This window comes from Microcystis sp. M_OC_Ca_00000000_C217Col, from assembly GCF_007095585.1.
In the GTDB taxonomy this organism is placed as follows: domain Bacteria; phylum Cyanobacteriota; class Cyanobacteriia; order Cyanobacteriales; family Microcystaceae; genus Microcystis; species Microcystis panniformis.
In genome coordinates this window covers 1-17,666 of sequence record NZ_SFBV01000331.1, presented here as the reverse complement: position 1 = coordinate 17,666, position 17,666 = coordinate 1, and the positions used below count along the sequence as shown (strand labels likewise).

Sequence of the window (17,666 nt, the reverse complement as noted above, 5' to 3'; positions counted from 1 at the left end):
TTAACCCATGGTGTCTCTTCAGTTGTCAGTGAACAGTTATCAGTTAACAGTGGGGGAAAAACTGATAACTGGTAACTGTTAACTGTTAACTGTTATTGGTGAGTATCTTGTTGAAAAATCTAGCGGGGGCATTCATCCGACATTTTAGGTAAAGTAAAATCAGTCATACACATATCAGACGGCGAGAGCGTATCAAGTAGCTCCGCAACAACCTCCGCCTGTCCTTGTCCTAATAAGCGTTCTAGCCAAATATTCGTATCCAGAAGAAACACTAGCCATTTCTCCATTCAACTGCAAGATGCTGTAACTCAATTGATGTGTAATCGGTTTTAAGCATCCCTGCCCAGTCTTGACGGAGTTTACGTTTTATAGGTTGGTTAGATTTACTTAAAAGTGACTCTACAAACGTTTGTACTTCAACCTTTAACTGGGGCGATAATTGTCTCACCAGTTCTTCTAGTGATTTTGCTGATGTACTCATGTATTTTACCAATTCAACTTTTTGTAGTAGTTGATAACTAATCTACCACCAGTCTAGCATAGGATTTGATGAGAAACAGCACTAATCTTGAAAACCCCTATAACCCAGTATAGCGCCCTAAAGCAAGCCCTCCAACGACATCTAGGGGTGCTACCCAGTGCCTTCGACATCGCACTTAAACCCACAGTTTCAATCAATGTGCATGGTGCGTTCCCCAAAAATCTATTAGTGGAGCAGTAGGAGCCACCTTAGGGAACGCACCCTACAAGATTGCGTACTGCTACGCAGTGCCTTCGGCATCGCACTACGCAGTGCCTTCGGTATCGCACTACAGCTTATTGGTTTAGCATAACGGATAAGTTCAGCGGCGCGCTTTAGCGCGTCCGCTGGAACGAATTGTTAGAACCCCGTTTGGCGATGTAATGTCAGCATCTTTAGGCTGAATGTTTTCTTCCGCAGCCTCTTCAAACAGTGTGAAGTCGGCAATGCTGAATAATGGCAATGAAGCTTTTTTGGATTTCTCATTGACAAAATCACCCATACGATCCGAGCCATTAGCCATCCTATGCAATATTGTTGTAATAGCCTCCTGGCTACGATCAACACCAATCCATTTCCGCCCAAGCTCTGATGCCACCACTAATGTGGTTCCAGACCCTGCATAGCAATCTAGGACAAGATCACCGGGATTTGATGATGCTTCAATAATTCTAGAAAGAAGTGCAGGATTCTTTTCCGTTGGATAGCCGGTTATATGAATGTTTTGATTATGCGCGTCACGAAAGTCCATCCAAATGTCTTGCACTGGAATTCCAGCGCTATTTTCAAGATAGATTTTTCGGCGCGGGTTTCCCGTTGGCGACCAATAAATCTCTCCACGGGCATCCATCTCATCTAGGGTTGACGGTTTATATTGCCAATGCTTTCCGGGTGGCGGCAGCTTGCCTTTCCACTCCCCACCTGTTTCCCCGTTACGGACACCGGGAGCATGGACGGGTACTTTTTTGTATCTGCGCCCATCGGGATCAAGGCATGGATACTCCTTTACTGATTTAACTTCATCCCATGGTTCAATTGGTCGGTTCCATACATAGTTATCGCTCTTTGTGTAGAAAAGAATGTAGTCGGCTACATTTCCGTATGTCTTTCTCGTGTAGTTCTTAGGATTGCACTTCTTGCGCGTTATGCAATTTCGGAAATTTTTCTCTCCGAAAATTTCATCTAAGACGACGCGAAAATGAAAAATCATTCTTTCATCAAGGTGAAGGTATAGCGAACCATCATCGGCCAACAAACGGTGAATTAAAATTAGGCGTTCGCGTAACGTTTCAACAAAATCAGGTCCAACAAGATGATCGTCATAAGCATGGTTTTGTTTTCTTGACTCAAAGGATGATGCAGTTGCAAATGGAGGATCGATGTAAACAAGTTTCACTTTTCCGCTTACGGCTTCATCCTTCGCTAAAGCCGCAAGTACAGCCAAGTTGTCCGCGTGGTAAAGCCTATTATCGCCGCCTGAATATGCCGAATTTGGCGAGTAGTGTCCTGCGGGAAGCGCAAGAATATCTTCTTGTGCCTTTTTTCCGGGGTACTCTAGGCGAAAACCATTAGTGTCCACAGGCGACACCCTTTCTCCTTTTGTACGATTTCCCATGCCTGGAATTGGAACCGCCATACTTAAGACCTCAACCATTCAGATGTGATGCGATCTGGAACCATGCGCAGCGTGACAACCTTTACTCGGTCTGGCCATTGATCTTCGATGTAAGCGTAATCATTCCACATAGAACCAAGTAAGAGGCCTGGGCCGTCATTTACATAGACCACTTTGATATGCGGCAATCCATGACTGTCTGCATAGCCAAGAATCTCTTGGGCAACTTCACGATATTGACCCGTGCGATCATCCTCCTGTGCACCGCCGCGATCTGAGTCGTAGCGAGCCAAACCAATAGCAAGCACTTTCTTGCCTTCATAGATAACGAAATCTACTGGACGATCTGGCTTCGGGTAATCATTAAAAACATTTCCTAGCAGTACATCTTTACCCGCTCTTTCAGGGCCCGTAACAACCAACCCGATATGCTGGCTGCGCAGAACATCGAATAACCTTTCAGTTAAGTCATACCCTTTTTTACCGCGATCCTTGTATTCCCAAAGTACTGCGCATAACGCTTCGTCGGGCATGGGGCGACTGTCAAATTTCTGCTGGACTTCGACAATATTCCTGAAAGCATCACCAAACTGAACACATATTCTATCTGTGTCTGTTTTTTTTTTAACATTTCAACTGGTGTTTGTGGGCTAACGTACTTCTTAAATACACGGCAAAGCTGCGTGCGCATCCACTGATTCCTCGTGTCCATAATAGAGGTGAAAAAGTTAGTGGAAGAATGCGATGTCTTTAGCAATAGCCCAAACTCGACTAGAACTGGCTCATATAATCGGCAAGCGTCCGGAAGAATATCTGGGTAATACTCACCTGTGGCGAGTGTGATCCACGCCTCAGCTTCGGATTTGTAGTCGGAAAATTTTCGTTCTTTTTTCATTGAGCTTGCAGACCCACTATTTAAGAGGTTCTAACTACATATTATACGCCAACTCTATGTATAACACTCTCCAGAGTAACGATATGGGTCAACTTTCGCCATATCACCCCATTTAGGCGCAATCGCCAGAACTTTTCCCTATATCACGCCCAAAAGCGTGTTAGCCAGATTAGCCCACATCGCACTTTAACCCACAGCTTCAATCAATGTGCATGGTGCGTTCCCCAAAATCGATCGCTGGAGCAGTAGGAACCACCTTAGGGAACGAACTCTACGACGATAGCGATTTGCTGAAACCGAGCTCAATACATACTGCTTTCTCTATTTCTTCCCAATAAACGTCTTCTAAAACACCCTGTTTATTCTTAATTCTTTGAGAATCTACAGCCCTCATTTGACTTAAGTTGATGTATCGATCTCCGTCTAGTCCATTCTGCACTGTCGGTGTAATATTGACAACAAAAGGATAAGTCCTTTTCCCGGGCAACAATGGAGCAACTACTGTCGTTGTTCCATTTTGATTGCCAATATCGTTTTGTAAAATCAGGCAAGGACGTTCTTTATCGGTTTCATGACCAACAGCGGGTTTCAGATCGACCCACCAGATCTCTCCTCGCTTATAGGTTAGTCTTCCATTAGGCATTTAGACCGTCGCCCACTGCAATATCCCAGACAGAGATTTCTGCTTGCATCTCTGGATCATTGGCCTGATCTTTATAAGCTTCTTCTAGCTCTTTCATAAAAACCCTTCTCTTCTCTTGCCAGAGAACATCATTTATGAAGCTGCTACGATTGCTTGCTAGTCGATCTACAAATTCCAAAACTTCGTCGTCTAAGGTTATGCTAACTTTCTTACTCATTGCCATAAACTGTTTACGACAGCTTGGTAGGATTAGATCATCATACTAACTAATCCTACATTAATTGTCAATGCCTGCCTCTGATCTGTAAGTAGATTGAAGGCCTAACGACATCTATGGGTGCTACCCAGTGTCTTCGGTATCGCACTTAAACCCACAGTTTCAATCAATGTGCATGGTGCGTTCCCCAAAATCGATCGGTGGAGCAGTAAGAGCCACATTAGGGAACGCACCCTACAACATTGCGATCGCAATGTTGGTTTGAAACCTAACGTCAACGCTCAGCCGCAGCCGTAGCAGTCGGCTGGAGCGTTTGGTTAGCTCCCTCATTCTCACTTCACAGTCAGCCAGAGCAGCGAACTGCAAAACGCCAAACCCAGATAGAGCAGCGATACCGATCGAAACAACATCGTGCCTGGAAGCGTGTTTTTGAAATCTTTGGTCTTCCTTCGCATCAGTAGCAGCGGGAACTCCAAGGCAGACCCGTTCTCAGCTGCTGTTCTGAACATCGGCGAGTTTACGTAGTGTGAAATCTCCTGCATGCGACTAATGAGACTCCTCTGAATTCTGCGAAAGGAACCATCCACAATCCAAAACACCAAAGGCACGATGGCTGTCAACCAGATGAGTGAGTGCAAATTTGGGTCCTTGAGGAACAAGCCAATGCTAGCTGTCCATGTCACGACGGCCCAGTTCTTAACCGACTTGGTGATCTCATCATGTTGACGGATCGCCCCACCGATATGGTTCAGTTCAGCGTTAAGCATCTCCAATTGGATATCAATCAGTCGTTTCGGCTCCGCCATTGTTCTACCTCGGACGCGGCTAACCACATATTATAGGTCAACTTTCTGCCTAAAACTCTCCAGACTAACGATATGGGTCAACTTTCGGTATATCACCTCATTTAGGCGCAACCGCCAGAGCTTTTCCCTATATCACGCCCAAAAGCGTGTTAGCCAGATTAGTATATTGCCAAAAACCTTGTTTAACTAAATTTCTGACAACATAGGCTCATTCTACCGACGATTATTCAATCTGACCGCACCCCTTGATAAAAATTTATCATTATTCGATTCTTTTAATTGTCGGGGCCTTCTGTAAAGATTTTTTACCTGGAAATCCACACCCACCAACAAACGTTTTCAGCAAATCCTAATTCAACCTTTTGCTCCTATACTTTTAGCAGCACAGGAGCAAGGTTGAAAATAAAAATTAATAACTGTCCTCATCGGTGATAACTTCCACGGGAATCACTTCTTCTAACACTTTTTCCTGCATTTCTTGGCGACGAATTGGTATTTTGGTTTTTTCCAATTCTGGTAAAGCGACCAATTCCCGTTGTTTTTCCCGGACAGTATTGGGTAACAACATCGGTAAAGGTTCGGGGGTTTCTAACCAGTAGCTGGCTACCGGTAGGGTATGTTCTAAATCCTCCAATAAACGGGGAATAATCATCACCGCGTGCAGTTCACCGATTTTCTCTGCTTCCCGCATTCCCGCATCAATGGCTACGGCCACATTAGCGACGGAACCCCGGATAATGGCCGTACACAAACCATCCCCAATTGTTTCGTAGGAAGCTAACTGCACATCGGCGGATTTTAACATGGCATCGGCTGCCCCCACCATAGCAGGAAAACCACGGGTTTCCAAGAGACCGATCGACATATTGCTCAGTTTGCTGAAACCCCGTTGACTTTGGGCAATTTCGGCTAAACGGCTACCAATTGGGAAAATTACCTCTAAATTGGGCATTGGTCGGGGAATAACCGATTTAGATACCAATTGTCCGAACTGTGCGGCGGTTTTTGCCCCTTCTTCCACTGCTAACCGCACATCGGCAATATTACCACGCACGATCGCCGTACAGTGACCACCGCCAATTTTTTCGTAACCCACGAGGGTAACTTCTGCCGATTTTAGCATCATATCCGCCGTCCCGACGATCGCCGGAAAGCTGAGGGTAGAGACTAAACCCAAGGCACTATCTTTGGGGTGACGCTTGGTTTTCATCGTCCTTTGACCGGGGTTAGTTGTGGACGAGGGGGGAATGCTTCCATTAACTCTTAATCTAGACATTGAAGATAAACTTGCCCTAACAGGTATGAAGGGGGTGATTGTCAGCTATCCTGTTACTATCTAGTCTATCCTGTTAACCTTAATTGCTATTGAAGATTTTTTAGGGACTAGATAAATTTTAGTTATTGTAGCTTGATCAAGTTGTCTATGACAGAACAGCCTCGCAGTACAGATGATCGAATCAGCGAAACGGAAGCGACCGAATTAATGCGCTCGCTGCTTCATAAGGAAGGAAATTGGGTGAATTGGGGGCAAAAATGTCAAAAACTGCAAAAAGCTGGCTACGATTCCCAGTTAATTTTTGAACAAACCGGTTTTCAAAATGCCCAACAAAATTTAATTATTGTCGCTGCCCAAGTTTTTGAGAGTTTAATCAAAGCGGGGGCAGATGAAGATTTATTAAGTTACTACATCGGGCCGCGCAGTGATGTGCTATACGAATTGCGGATTCTCAACCAAGAACAAAGATTGGGGGCAGCGAAATTAGCGGCAGAAAAAAGGATTGAGGTGGCTGAAGCACACGATATCGCCAAAGCTATCCAAGATTTTTCCCGTTTATCCCAGATTCCCAGTGAATTTACTCGTCATCCTGGAGATGCGATCGCTTACCAGTGTTGGAAACGGGGCAAACAAAAGCGAGATTTAGCCGAAAGAGCGAAATTAATCGCTAAAGGTTTGAAATTTGCCCATTCTGACTCGGCCAGACAGGCGATCGAGTCTTTACTACAAGATTTTACCGTTACTCCCACCCGTAGCGCACCGTTGCTGCCCGTCCATCGTTTACAGGATGAGGACGAATTAGCCAGAATTATTCCTTTAGTAGGAAGATTTCCGGTGACGGTAACTGATATAAAATGCACGGAAAGTCTGAGCGTCGAGGAACCTTTTCGATTGGTAACGGTGGGGGATAAACAAACAATTGTGCCTCTCCCCGGTTGGCAAGCAATTCTCAAGGCGATCGATCCTGTAGCTATTTTATGGCCTAGTGATCAATTACCTCGATCGATTGCCACCAGATCTGAGGAAGTGTTATTAGTGATCGATCGAGTTTTTGCCGAATGGGACGTGAACAATTATTATCTAGTGGAGAAGGATAATGCCGTTTTTTTACAATGGTTTGATAGTTCGCCCGATGTCACCATACTAGGTGAATTGGTCTTGATTTTAAGAGCAAAAAATATCCTTGATGAAAAAAACATCACCGAACCCTGGCAAATGGACGACTAAGTCAGTGATCAGTTATCAGTAAACAGTGATCAGGTTTAAGCTATTAGTTATGAGTGGGAATAAGAAAATAGATATAGCAGTTTTCATCAGAATGAGGTATGAGCAAGGAGCTTAAACCCTTTGTTGGCAAAACTTGTCGATACCTCAGTAACGTGAAAAGCTCTATTAACTGATAACTGATAACTGATAACTGATAACTGATAACTGATAACTGATAACTGATAACTGATAACTGATAACTGATATATGCGTGCAGTAATTTGTGGATATTATGGGAGAGGAAACGGAGGAGATGAGGCATTATTAGTGTCTCTATTGCAGATGCTGCCGTCAGAAATTAAACCTATTGTTTTGTCAAATAATCCCAGAGAAACCAGTCAACGTTATGGAGTGGAAACCTGTCCTAGTCGGGATTGGTGGCAAGTTTTTCAAACTCTTAAAAAAGCCGATATATTTATCTGGGGTGGTGGCAGTTTAATGCAGGATGTCACCAGTTTTGCCAGTCCAATTTATTACGGTGGTTTAATGGCTCTTGCTCAATTATTGGGCTTAAAAACTATTGCTTGGGGGCAGGGAATTGGACCATTAAATAGACCTTTTACCCGTTGGTTAACCAAAAAAGTCTTACAACAATGTAGTTTAGTTAGTGTGCGCGATGATACTTCGGCTCATTTAGTCGCCAATTGGGGTATTAGTCCCATTGTTGCCCCCGATCCAGTATGGGCTTTAGACGCTCAATCAGTCAAGGGATTATCGGATTTACCTGCCCCAAGAATCGCCGTCAATTTACGTCCCCATCCCCTATTAACCCCAGCAAAATTAGATAAATTAACCCAAGCTTTAATTGATTTGCAAACCAGTACGGGGGCATTTATTCTCTTAGTCCCTTTTCAAAAGTCGCGGGATTTGCCCCTCTGTGAAGCTGTAGCACGTCAATTAAGGGAAAATCATCAAATCATTATTTTAGAGGATCCAAGACAGTTAAAAGGCTTATTTCGTGGGGTAGAAATGGTGATCGGAATGCGCTTTCATAGTTTAATTATGGCCGCGGCAGAAGATTGTCGTTGTTTTGCCCTTAGTTATGATCCGAAAGTGTCGCGATTAATTGCCGAAGTACCGATGCCAGGTTGGGAATTAGATCAGTTACCAGAGGCAGTTAATGATATTAGTACCACTTGGATTGATTTTTATGCCAATGGAGAGGGATTAACTAGCGATCGCAAACATTTTTTAATCGATCGAGCTTTAATTCATCGAGAAGTTTTATCTAGATTGGTGAGCTAATTTTTATGTCGAGTGCGATTACCGATGCCAGGGCTATTTCATTCTAAAAAGTCTCAAAATATGCTTAAGTCCTTGTTGTGGCATAGGTTTTGATCAAGGGGAAAGGAGGCACTCGGCACATCCCCATCCTGCTTCGGTCTCGTGTGGGGACTTCCCGTGCCATATTTTCGTTAAGGGTAGTAAAGGGATCGTTAAATCAATCATAAATTGTTATAGTCCATTTCCTCCAGAGCCTAGCATAGAGGGGAAACCTCCTTTATCCCTAGGTAATTGCATGAATGGACTACAACAACAGATTATCAGTCTTGAGCAGAAAGTCGAGCGTCTACAGGATATTGTCGAAAGCCTCAGCCAGCAAATTGCTATCCTAGCTGGGGATAAATCGAGTCATTCCCTGGGAGAATCCCTGGAAATGGTCGGTTTTTCCGAGTTATCCGATAATAGCCTCTACGATCATAAAGATATTCTCCGGGATCACGGTGGCAAACAAGCGCCAGCTGTCAATGGCGATAATTCTTTTGCCGATGAAATCCAAATTCGCCGATTAACGGCACAATTGACAGCGGCCTACAATCGCATTGCTGCTCTCGAAGAACAATTACTCACCTATCGCATCCATTCCTAGTTAATTGCTGCCCAGAGGATTGGGTAAACTGGGCAAGGTGGGATTAGTCGGCAAATTGGGCAAAGGATTGCTATTTTCCAGGGTGGGATTGTTAGCCTCCCCCGATAGCGTCGCTAAAGCCACACGATCACCGCCTACCTGTCGCAGTAGGTCTAAAACCCCAACCACTTCGTTATAACTGGCATTTCTGGAGGCATTCAGTACCATCAGTCCATTGGGACTATATTGATGATAATTCTTGATCGCCTCGAACAACTGGGCGCGAGTCACCATTTGTTTTTCGACGTAGAGTTGTCCGAAATCATCGAGACTAACCACCAACATTTCCCGCATCGGGGTGGTGGCGGTACTAGCTTTCGGTAAATCGAGGCTGATAGCCTGTTGGCGAGATAATCCCACTGCACCAAGAATAAAGAAAGTGAGAATACAGAAAATTACATCGATCAAGGGGATGATATTAACCTGCACATCCTCTTGAATGCGCTGTTGATCATGCCATAATTTGAGCGGACGAGCCGTAATATGGCTACTTTTTGGCTTTTTGTGGTTAAGAGATTTAGTTTCGGCCATGCTTGATAAGGGGGGAGACTTAGCGATCGAGAGGTTTTTCTAGGTTAGCACTGAGGGCGTATTGTTGGTCTTCTTGGTGTAACCAGCGTTGGCGGTAGATAATTTCTAAATCACTGCCGGCCTTGCGAAAAATTCGGGCTTGATTGAACCAGAGTCCCTGAAAAACACGATAGAAAGCGAGGCTAAAAATAGCGACAATTAAGCCGGTAGCGGTGGAAATTAAAGCTTCACTAATACCTAAAGTTACTCCGGCTGTGGAGGAAGTTCCCAGGTCACTTAATTGAATATTGGCCAAAGAGGTAATTAAACCGAGTACCGTCCCTAATAATCCTAACAGGGGAGAAAGGGCAATGACTGCCTCAAGGATTTTATCGCCCCGTTTCATTAGGGATAATTGTTCATCGGCAGCCGATTCGAGGGCAAAGTGAAAAACCTCTGGATCTGGATTTTCTAAGCGCAGGGGTGCGTAGAGATAGCTCCCGATGGGATGATTGCGGGAATCCCTAGCGACTTTTGCCGCCAAATCCCAGTTACGGATGGCCGATTCCATAATGCGATTCAAAATCTGGCCCTCACTGAGGAGAGTACGACTCCAAAACCAAATTCGTTCGATAATAGTGCTAAGAGCTAAAATAGACAGAAAAAGCAGTGGCCACATGGCCACTCCGCCTTTTTGGATTAAATCAGTTATACTCACGAGTTGTTTTGTCCCTCCAATACCGGGCGATTCGGGCTTGATTATTTAGTTTAAGATTTAAGTCGATCAATTGACATTTATAGTTCTTATACCATTTTTCAAAAACTGTCGCCTACTTAGGGTCTGCTGAAAAAGTTTTTCCTGGGGACAGGGTGTGGCCCCCCCAACCCAGGGGGGGTGTAGGGTTTTACCGATTTTGAGGGGGTCAATTACCTAATTTTCAGGGAAAAAGTCCAGGAATTTTCCCCCCGATCACTCCCAGAGCTGGGACTTTTTGATTGACAAAAAGTCTAAAAGTCTTACCCAACAAGGTTTTTAGATTTATTCAGCCAAACCTACTTAAGGCGTTTATCATAAAGATGAAGTATAACCAGATAGGGCATCCTCTGCTGTCTCGGAGTCTCGACTAGGATAGGGAGGCACAATTATTTGTAGGATGGGTTAGCGGTAGCGTAACATAATCGGGCGTTGGGTTTCATGCTTCAACCCAACCTACGTTCATCTTATATTTAATTCCACCCACCTACTTATAGCAGTTATCAGTTTTTTAGTCGTCAGTCGTCGGCTTTTTTTGATCACTGGCCAAAAACCCCACCTTCTGCTGCAAACTAACGTCGTCTCAACAAATTTTTCATCTCTCCCCAGATAGAAAGTTGACCACCTAGACTAGAGGGATGGGTGAAAATTCCTTGACGGGGACTGAATAAAAAGGCCAACATAAATAGGCTAAAAGCGACAAGCACGATCGCCGGTCCAGAGGGTAAATTCCAGTAATAACTTAAATACATCCCACTGATACTAGAAATAATACCCACACCCACACCTAAACCCATGACTTGATGGAGACGGGTAACTAAAAGATAAGCAGTGGCCGCGGGGGTAATCAAAAGGGACAAAACGAGGATTACTCCCACCGCTTGCAGACTAGCAACGATTGTCAGACCGATCAGGAGCATTAAGCCTAAATCTAATAAATTTACTGGTAAACCCGCCGCTTGCGCCCCGATTTTGTCGAAAGTGTAGAATAATAGTTCTTTATACAGGAGCAAAACGGTTAACAAAACGATAACGGCAATAATTAGGGTGTCGCGGATGTCGGCAGCAGTAACACCCAGAATATTGCCGAAGAGAAAGTGATTCAGGTCAATTTTGTTGTTTTTTTGGATGAGAGTGATCAGGGTGATGCCAAGGGCAAAAAAAGCCGAGAAAACGATACCCATGGCCGCATCTTCTTTGATCGGGGAACGATTACGGATCAAGTTAATCAGTAGAGTACTGACCATTGAGGCTAGTAAAGCACCCAGTAGCAGATTAAAATTACCAATAAAAGCGATCGCTAATCCGGGTAGGACCGAGTGACTGATGGCATCGCCCAAGAGGGCCAAACGTTGTACCATCAGGTAGGTTCCCACCACCGCACAAATGATCCCGACGATGATAGCTTCAATTAGGGATCTCTGCATGAAACTATACTGTAAGGGTTCGATTAATCCTGTTAATAGATTGTTGCCCATGAATCTGCCTTGGGGTTAAATTTTTCTGATTCTCGATCGAGGTTTTGCTCCTAGGGTCTATCTTCTAAATCGGGGGAGAAGATAGGTTAGGATTAGGATTAATTGTAAGTTTTTTCGCTCCTAACTGCCGCCATGGATACCCCCGTTCTTTCCTCAACTTTTTTTCTGACTCTCCTGCTCATGGTGGGATTATTCTTTTTTATTCGCGGTTCCGTCAAGGAGCGTATCGAACAGCGTGTCTATCTTACCAGTACCAGTGACGACCAACTATTAGAACAACTGCGAGATTATTTTGACCGACGTTCCTATCAAGTCAAGGCGATCGAACCCGAACAGAATATTGTCAGATTACAGGGTTTTGTGCCGCCTAGCCCCTTTCTAGCGATATTTTTGACAATTTTAGCTGCCTTGGGTTTATTTTGCTTCTCACTGGTGTTATCGGTGTTATTTCCCGATACTAATCCCTATATTTTTGCTCTTGTGGGTTTATCTCCCCTCGCGGGTGTTTTCTATTGGCAAAAAGTCGGCCGTTTAGAGGAAGTGGCTTTTAAAGTAGAAAGCAAATCTCAGCAAACGGAATTAACTGTCAAAGCCCATCGAGACGAGTTAAGACAACTACAAGATAGTTTAACCTTTCTAGAAAGACAATAAGCTTTTTATGTCCTACGAGCGCCTAATTTATCTGGCCGATACCGATGCGGCCGGTGTGGTTTACTTTGCCCATCTTCTCTCGATCTGTCATGAAGCCTACGAGTTTTCTTTAGCACAATTTGGCATCAATATTAAGGATTTTTTGAAAGATTCTCCGGTTGCCCTACCGATTACTCAAGCGGAAATCCAGTTTTTTCGTCCCCTTTTTTGTGGCGATCAAATACAGATTGATTTCACTGCCCGATCCCTGAGCGAAAACGAGTTTCAATTGCAGTATAAAATTTATTTGGCTGAAATCATGGTCGCAAAAGCGAAAACTCGCCATGTGTGCATCGCTCCCACCGCTAGAAAAAGAATCCCTTTTCCGGAATCTTTAAAAAATTGGTTAAGATATTTATCAACCCCAGAGGATACTGGTATTTAAGAGATGATTTGGGCAGATTTAACGATAATTTTAACTAGGGATTGGTGGCACAATGCTTGGCAATTATTTAACCTTAGCACCGGAAGAATTATCTGGAATTCTTTTCTGGCTTTTATCCCCTTTGTCCTCAGCTTTTGGCTATTTCGGATCACCCTCGATCGTTCCCTACTCTGGTGGTTAATTCTCTTAGTTTTTGTGCTTTTTTTACCCAATGCTCCCTATATTCTCACCGATAGCATTCATTTAATCTCTTATGTTCAGGAGGATTACGCCAAAAGTTTAATTTTTTTAGTTTTAATTCCCCAGTATAGCTTCTTTATTTTTATTGGCTTTCAGCTATACGTTCTCTCCTTACTTAATTTAAAAAGTTATTGTCAGCAAAGTCAGCTAAATTCAGCAGTTTTACCCCTAGAAATAACTCTCCATTTTTTAAGTGCGATCGGTATCTATTTAGGAAGGTTTCTCCGACTGAATAGTTGGTATCTAGTCACTCAACCGCAGCAACTATTCTGGAGTTTGCAGAATTTACTGACTAAAAAACCTTTGCTATTCATCTCTGTCTGTTTTTTAATTATTTGGCTACTATACGAAATCAATAAAAGGCTTTACAATCGATTTTTTGGCTACAATTAACGCCTATCGGGAATTTCCACCCTCTCCTAGTCTCTTTCCGATTAATTAAAAGATAGTAGGAAGACAGAGATCAATTGGCCGCAGCGATATTATGATGATGATTAATATTTTTTCTCTCTCATCCCCATGACAAGCGCTGATCAATCTCAACCCCTGCCTAGGGATGACTATTTTCACTACCAAAATTGTTGGTATCCTGTGTTATTCGTGCAGGATTGGCAAAAAAATCCCTACTCTTTCTCTCTTTATGGGCAACCATTGCTAATATTTCGCGATCAGCAGGGAAAATGGGGCTGTTTGCTTGATCGCTGTCCCCATCGCTTGGCTAAACTCTCCACAGGACAGATGATCGCTGGTCGTTTAGAATGTTTGTACCATGGTTGGCAGTTCGAGACGGATGGAAAATGTTCCCATATTCCCCAACTGCCAGTCAATACCCCGATTCCCCGCAATGCCAAGGTTAAATCCTATGGGGTGGTGGAACGTCAGGGAGTCCTCTGGGTTTGGTTAGGAGAAGAGGAAACAGCGAAAGAAAGCGATATTCCTATCATCAAAGACCTAGAAGACCCCAATTGTGTCCATACCGATTATGTCATCGATTTTCCCTATGAACAGGGCTATTTACTCGAAAATCTCCTCGATCCCGCCCATGTTAATATTAGCCATGATCGCAGCGAATTCGGGGCAAAACGGGAAAATGCTCAACCGTTAGCCTTCCAAATCCTCGAAATCTCGGCGCGGGGAATTCGCAGTCAGTGGCGCAATAGCCGCAATCCGCAGGAAAGCTGGAAATATCTGGATTTTATAGCCCCTAATCTCGTTCATTATCGTTTTGCTCTGCCTAATCCCCATTGGTGTGCTGGATTGGCTTTATACGGGATTTCTCTGGGTCAAGGTCGTTCTCGCTTACTGATGCGACGTTACCAAAATTTTGCCGTTAACTCCCGTCAATACCGTTGGCGCTGGTTGGAACATCTGCGTCAAAGTCGCATCCTCGAAGATGATCTACCTTTAATTCAAAGTCAGCAGCAAATGGTGGAAAAGTCAAGAGATAGTTTACAAAAATTATACTTACCCTTAAAAAGTTCCGATGCCTTGGTGATTGAGTTACGTCAATGGTTCGATCGCTATGGGGACTCTTTCCCCTACTATCAAGGCTACACCAGTCAGCGGACAACGGCGATCGATTTATCCGATCCTTTACCCCTCGATCGCTATTCTCGTCACACTGTCCACTGTCGCACCTGTAGCGATGCCCATGAAAAAATGGTAAAAACTAAACAGATCGCAATTTTAATGGGGATATTATTAGCTTTACTGGCAATTTTATCCCCAAATCAGTCTATCTATCAAATTACTGCCCTTATTTTCGCAATTTTGGCTTTGGCAATAGCGATCGCTGCCAATTACACCCGCACAAAATTTGAACGCACCTATGAGAAAAAAGCCCATACCAAACTACACTGATAAGTAGTCGTGCAAAATTAATTTCCTAGTGAAGATAGGCAAGAGGCAAGAGGTGGTTAGATATGTGTAATTAATTTTACTTAGGTACTTAACTAAGATTTCTACTACAAAAATCTGCCTAAATCGAATTCCGTTGTGGCAGTAATTTCTCGAAAACGTTCCTGACTGATAATTAACAATAATCTTTCAGTATAATCCACCGCACCGCGCAATTCTCGTTCTAATCTTGCTAAACCGGCGTTGGCATATTCCTCGAAAATTGTCACTCGCAAAGCTTCCGAATCTACCCCGTGGGGAGACAGAATTTTCGTGTCTTGCAATTCATTGACTGCCAATAATTTGATTAGGGTATCGTAGCCACGAGAAATAAAAATTTCTAGGTTAATAGGTGAGGGTTCCTTCGCTACATTTTCTATCGCCACCCTCTCTTGATATCTTACCCCTAAAGCCGCCGCAAAAGCGATGACATCAGCATAGGTTTGAAAGGGTCCAATTCCCTGATTAAAATTAACTAAGGACTGGACAAATTCCCCTTTATCTCTAGCAATACGAACTCGATGAATGGACATATTTATCAAGCAAAAAGTAAAAAAGTTTACAAAATTCAGGAGATAGAAGTTATCAGTATATATGGACTATTTTATCTATCCCCTATCCGCTATAACTGCTTTAAGGATAAGTTTTAATTAGTCCTTTAGCTTGGTAAACATGAAATTGTTCGATGGCGACACCACCGCGCTTGATCGGAATGACAGCTACTTTAATTATATCTTGGAAATAGGGACGGTAGCGATCGATTATTTCTGGTCTTTCTAGAGAACTATTTGTAGTAATTAATAAACCATTTTTACCGATCCATTCTTGAGGATTAAACCAAATTTGATAACCCCTTTGATCGTTGTTAAAACAGGTGACGGGAATAGGAACTAGGGGATAGAGAGCCATATCTAGCCATGCTGTCACATAAAAATTATGGGTAAAAACGAAGCTAGAATCTTTTAAAAGTGCTAATAATTCGGGCGAATTAGCAAAGCCTTGGCGCAGTTGATCGATATCGACAATTTCCCGAGAAGGGTCCTGTTCTGGGGCAATAATTCCCCCAAAAATTGCGTATTGACTGGGTTTTTGGAAAGTGCCAAAAGTAACGTGAAGCATTGCTATAGATAAAACAGTAACGATAAAAATTCCCGATCCCCATAACCATCTTTTTACCCAGATTCGAGAAGATTGCTGCCAAGTATTGGCCTTTTCTCCTAATAAAATTGTGCAGGACCAGAACCCGGGTAAAATCCAACTAGGGGCGAGATAATGGGAAGCACCCACATAAAGCATTCCCAGGATTAAAGGCAGAGAAACCGAGAGAATTAACCATTTTTTTAGTGATTCTTCTTCTCGATGAAAAAATCTTTTTTTCGAGATAAAGTTAGGAATTTGTTCGGCAAAGCTTTTAAATGTCACCCACCACATCGGCAGACCGAAAGGAGGAAACATCGTGGCGATACTAATGCCAACAACCGAGAGAATACCGAGAATATTAAAGGCTTTGGGTTCTCCAGAAAAACGGTCTTCTAAATGAAAGCGAAAGGAAATCCAATCATGGTTAATATTCCAGTATATAATTGGCAATAAAGTTATCAAAAAGAGAATAAATCCTAATCCCAACCAGGGCGATCTAAATACAGGCCAATAGCGGGGAGTGGTCAGACAAAATAAAACTAAACCAAAGCCCAAAATAAAGCCATGATATTTACTTAAAACCGCCAATCCTACGGCAAGTCCAATATAAGCGAGACGATAGCTAGGATGATAGTTTTTTTCCCGAATTGGCCAGAATTCTTGGGCAGCTAAATAGACTGTTAATGACCAAAAAAAGATTAAAGGACTATCTGGCTGCGAGAGAATCCCGAAGACAATCCCATAGATGGGGATCAGGGTCGCGATCGCTAAAGTCATTCTGGCGACCGGCAGACTGAACAATTTTAAAGCCGTCAGATAGAGCAAGCAGAGGCTGCCAGTATAGAGGAGGAGAGTCCCGAAGCGAATGGTAAATTGATTGACTAATCCCGTGATCCAAGTCCCAAAACCCGTGGAAATCGCTACTATTGGCGGATGATCGAAATAACTCCAATCTAGATTATGGCTGTAAACATAATAATAGGCTTCATCATACCCGGGATAAAGCCCCAGGGCGATGATTGTTCTAAACAGGAGTCCACCGATGAGCAGATAAACGGCAATGCGGTCGCTAATTATTTTGGTCAAAATTCTTACCTCATTTCATCGCTAAAACTGATGTTAGAGACGGGAGATTTTTGAGGTTGCCAGATTCGAGATTTGTGCATCTATGGCAAGGTTAGATTTAAGTGTGATCTTTAGTTACTATATCACCAACTCTGTCATCTCTTAGCCCTTGGCTATCAGCAAACTCTCCCCAGGCGTTGCTGATTTGCGATCTGAAAGAGGATTAAGAGAACGGGGAACGGTAAATTGACATCCTCGCCGCCCTAAAAGTGCGGCGATTCCTAAACCTCACGATTTAAGTTTCTGCTTCCACCACCGTCGCATACCACAGTTAAAAAACCATGTACTGTCTTACACAGAG

The 17,666-nt window shown here is 43.4% G+C and carries 20 protein-coding genes; 7 read left to right on the top strand and 13 right to left on the bottom strand.

All coding sequences use genetic code 11. The features are described from left to right. Positions 1-271: 271 nt before the first annotated feature. From EWV66_RS21365 to ccmO, 7 genes are all read right to left on the bottom strand, one after another. Complete coding sequence (locus EWV66_RS21365; protein WP_002760653.1) at positions 272-481, bottom strand: DUF2281 domain-containing protein; 210 nt, start codon at positions 479-481, stop codon at positions 272-274. A gap of 361 nt (positions 482-842) precedes the next feature. Next, complete coding sequence (locus tag EWV66_RS21360; RefSeq protein WP_223210363.1) at positions 843-2,156, bottom strand: site-specific DNA-methyltransferase; 1,314 nt, start codon at positions 2,154-2,156, stop codon at positions 843-845. 2 nt (positions 2,157-2,158) lie between these two features. Beyond that, positions 2,159-2,668, bottom strand: coding sequence for a hypothetical protein (locus EWV66_RS21355; RefSeq protein ID WP_249264976.1), 510 nt, complete (start codon positions 2,666-2,668; stop codon positions 2,159-2,161). A gap of 633 nt (positions 2,669-3,301) precedes the next feature. Then, positions 3,302-3,673: a type II toxin-antitoxin system PemK/MazF family toxin gene (locus tag EWV66_RS21350; protein WP_052275708.1), complete on the bottom strand. Its 372-nt coding sequence runs from the start codon at positions 3,671-3,673 to the stop codon at positions 3,302-3,304. Then, a complete protein-coding gene (gene mazE, locus EWV66_RS21345) occupies positions 3,666-3,890 on the bottom strand; it encodes a type II toxin-antitoxin system MazE family antitoxin (protein WP_052278377.1) in 225 nt (74 codons plus the stop codon). Before mazE ends, EWV66_RS21350 begins: the two co-directional genes overlap by 8 nt. A gap of 332 nt (positions 3,891-4,222) precedes the next feature. Beyond that, positions 4,223-4,696, bottom strand: coding sequence for a hypothetical protein (locus EWV66_RS21340; RefSeq protein ID WP_052275707.1), 474 nt, complete (start codon positions 4,694-4,696; stop codon positions 4,223-4,225). Between the two features lie 409 nt (positions 4,697-5,105). After that, the gene (gene ccmO / locus EWV66_RS21335; RefSeq protein ID WP_002775137.1) at positions 5,106-5,906 is read right to left on the bottom strand and encodes a beta-carboxysome assembly protein CcmO; all 801 of its coding nucleotides are present in this window, start codon (positions 5,904-5,906) and stop codon (positions 5,106-5,108) included. Positions 5,907-6,119: 213 nt separating this feature from the next. Here ccmO and raf1 point away from each other — a divergent pair, with 213 nt between their 5' ends. Then, a complete protein-coding gene (gene raf1, locus EWV66_RS21330) occupies positions 6,120-7,199 on the top strand; it encodes a RuBisCO accumulation factor 1 (protein WP_052275706.1) in 1,080 nt (359 codons plus the stop codon). 43 nt (positions 7,200-7,242) lie between these two features. Here the strand turns inward: raf1 and EWV66_RS21325 are convergent, their stop codons facing one another. Then, entirely contained in the window at positions 7,243-7,500 is a 258-nt protein-coding gene (locus tag EWV66_RS21325; protein WP_265795413.1) for a hypothetical protein, read from the bottom strand. On the opposite strand from EWV66_RS21325, the gene csaB reads away from it, so the two are divergent. Then, positions 7,446-8,483: a polysaccharide pyruvyl transferase CsaB gene (gene csaB, locus EWV66_RS21320; protein WP_052275705.1), complete on the top strand. Its 1,038-nt coding sequence runs from the start codon at positions 7,446-7,448 to the stop codon at positions 8,481-8,483. The genes EWV66_RS21325 and csaB overlap by 55 nt on opposite strands. A gap of 274 nt (positions 8,484-8,757) precedes the next feature. Next, positions 8,758-9,108 carry a hypothetical protein gene (locus tag EWV66_RS21315; RefSeq protein WP_052275704.1) on the top strand — a complete coding sequence of 117 codons (351 nt, stop codon included), beginning with the start codon at positions 8,758-8,760 and terminating at the stop codon, positions 9,106-9,108. Here the strand turns inward: EWV66_RS21315 and EWV66_RS21310 are convergent, their stop codons facing one another. From EWV66_RS21310 to EWV66_RS21300, 3 genes are all read right to left on the bottom strand, one after another. Beyond that, positions 9,109-9,678, bottom strand: a complete 570-nt coding sequence (locus tag EWV66_RS21310) for an ExbD/TolR family protein (RefSeq protein ID WP_072926748.1) — start codon at positions 9,676-9,678, stop codon at positions 9,109-9,111. 19 nt (positions 9,679-9,697) lie between these two features. After that, complete coding sequence (locus tag EWV66_RS21305) at positions 9,698-10,336, bottom strand: MotA/TolQ/ExbB proton channel family protein (RefSeq protein WP_081417888.1); 639 nt, start codon at positions 10,334-10,336, stop codon at positions 9,698-9,700. A 647-nt stretch (positions 10,337-10,983) separates the two neighbouring features. Next, positions 10,984-11,889 carry a metal ABC transporter permease gene (locus EWV66_RS21300; protein ID WP_004163173.1) on the bottom strand — a complete coding sequence of 302 codons (906 nt, stop codon included), beginning with the start codon at positions 11,887-11,889 and terminating at the stop codon, positions 10,984-10,986. A 132-nt stretch (positions 11,890-12,021) separates the two neighbouring features. Between EWV66_RS21300 and EWV66_RS21295 the strand changes: the two genes are divergently transcribed. From EWV66_RS21295 to EWV66_RS21280, 4 genes are all read left to right on the top strand, one after another. Beyond that, positions 12,022-12,540 (top strand): cofactor assembly of complex C subunit B, encoded by a 519-nt coding sequence (locus tag EWV66_RS21295; RefSeq protein WP_002734244.1) that lies wholly within the window; start codon positions 12,022-12,024, stop codon positions 12,538-12,540. A 7-nt stretch (positions 12,541-12,547) separates the two neighbouring features. Next, a complete protein-coding gene (locus EWV66_RS21290; RefSeq protein WP_287108363.1) occupies positions 12,548-12,964 on the top strand; it encodes an acyl-CoA thioesterase in 417 nt (138 codons plus the stop codon). A 3-nt stretch (positions 12,965-12,967) separates the two neighbouring features. After that, positions 12,968-13,597: a DUF1361 domain-containing protein gene (locus tag EWV66_RS21285; protein WP_052275701.1), complete on the top strand. Its 630-nt coding sequence runs from the start codon at positions 12,968-12,970 to the stop codon at positions 13,595-13,597. 126 nt (positions 13,598-13,723) lie between these two features. Beyond that, the gene (locus EWV66_RS21280) at positions 13,724-15,064 is read left to right on the top strand and encodes an aromatic ring-hydroxylating dioxygenase subunit alpha (protein WP_287108361.1); all 1,341 of its coding nucleotides are present in this window, start codon (positions 13,724-13,726) and stop codon (positions 15,062-15,064) included. Positions 15,065-15,168: 104 nt separating this feature from the next. Here EWV66_RS21280 and EWV66_RS21275 read toward each other — a convergent pair whose 3' ends face one another. Further along, entirely contained in the window at positions 15,169-15,633 is a 465-nt protein-coding gene (locus tag EWV66_RS21275; protein WP_002738176.1) for a DNA phosphorothioation-associated protein 4, read from the bottom strand. A gap of 100 nt (positions 15,634-15,733) precedes the next feature. Continuing rightward, positions 15,734-17,326 carry an ArnT family glycosyltransferase gene (locus tag EWV66_RS21270; protein ID WP_052275700.1) on the bottom strand — a complete coding sequence of 531 codons (1,593 nt, stop codon included), beginning with the start codon at positions 17,324-17,326 and terminating at the stop codon, positions 15,734-15,736. Between the last annotated feature and the right edge of the window lie 340 nt (positions 17,327-17,666).

Excerpts from the sequence above, each read along its gene's own strand:
- EWV66_RS21365 (WP_002760653.1), bottom strand. The coding sequence starts at position 481 with ATGAGTACATCAGCAAAATCACTAGAAGAACTGGTGAGACAATTATCG.
- EWV66_RS21360 (WP_223210363.1), bottom strand. The coding sequence starts at position 2,156 with ATGGCGGTTCCAATTCCAGGCATGGGAAATCGTACAAAAGGAGAAAGG.
- EWV66_RS21355 (WP_249264976.1), bottom strand. The coding sequence starts at position 2,668 with ATGCCCGACGAAGCGTTATGCGCAGTACTTTGGGAATACAAGGATCGC.
- EWV66_RS21350 (WP_052275708.1), bottom strand. The coding sequence starts at position 3,673 with ATGCCTAATGGAAGACTAACCTATAAGCGAGGAGAGATCTGGTGGGTC.
- mazE (WP_052278377.1), bottom strand. The coding sequence starts at position 3,890 with ATGAGTAAGAAAGTTAGCATAACCTTAGACGACGAAGTTTTGGAATTT.
- EWV66_RS21340 (WP_052275707.1), bottom strand. The coding sequence starts at position 4,696 with ATGGCGGAGCCGAAACGACTGATTGATATCCAATTGGAGATGCTTAAC.
- ccmO (WP_002775137.1), bottom strand. The coding sequence starts at position 5,906 with ATGAAAACCAAGCGTCACCCCAAAGATAGTGCCTTGGGTTTAGTCTCT.
- raf1 (WP_052275706.1), top strand. The coding sequence starts at position 6,120 with ATGACAGAACAGCCTCGCAGTACAGATGATCGAATCAGCGAAACGGAA.
- csaB (WP_052275705.1), top strand. The coding sequence starts at position 7,446 with ATGCGTGCAGTAATTTGTGGATATTATGGGAGAGGAAACGGAGGAGAT.
- EWV66_RS21325 (WP_265795413.1), bottom strand. The coding sequence starts at position 7,500 with ATGCCTCATCTCCTCCGTTTCCTCTCCCATAATATCCACAAATTACTG.
- EWV66_RS21315 (WP_052275704.1), top strand. The coding sequence starts at position 8,758 with ATGAATGGACTACAACAACAGATTATCAGTCTTGAGCAGAAAGTCGAG.
- EWV66_RS21310 (WP_072926748.1), bottom strand. The coding sequence starts at position 9,678 with ATGGCCGAAACTAAATCTCTTAACCACAAAAAGCCAAAAAGTAGCCAT.
- EWV66_RS21305 (WP_081417888.1), bottom strand. The coding sequence starts at position 10,336 with ATGTGGCCACTGCTTTTTCTGTCTATTTTAGCTCTTAGCACTATTATC.
- EWV66_RS21300 (WP_004163173.1), bottom strand. The coding sequence starts at position 11,889 with ATGGGCAACAATCTATTAACAGGATTAATCGAACCCTTACAGTATAGT.
- EWV66_RS21295 (WP_002734244.1), top strand. The coding sequence starts at position 12,022 with ATGGATACCCCCGTTCTTTCCTCAACTTTTTTTCTGACTCTCCTGCTC.
- EWV66_RS21290 (WP_287108363.1), top strand. The coding sequence starts at position 12,548 with ATGTCCTACGAGCGCCTAATTTATCTGGCCGATACCGATGCGGCCGGT.
- EWV66_RS21285 (WP_052275701.1), top strand. The coding sequence starts at position 12,968 with ATGATTTGGGCAGATTTAACGATAATTTTAACTAGGGATTGGTGGCAC.
- EWV66_RS21280 (WP_287108361.1), top strand. The coding sequence starts at position 13,724 with ATGACAAGCGCTGATCAATCTCAACCCCTGCCTAGGGATGACTATTTT.
- EWV66_RS21275 (WP_002738176.1), bottom strand. The coding sequence starts at position 15,633 with ATGTCCATTCATCGAGTTCGTATTGCTAGAGATAAAGGGGAATTTGTC.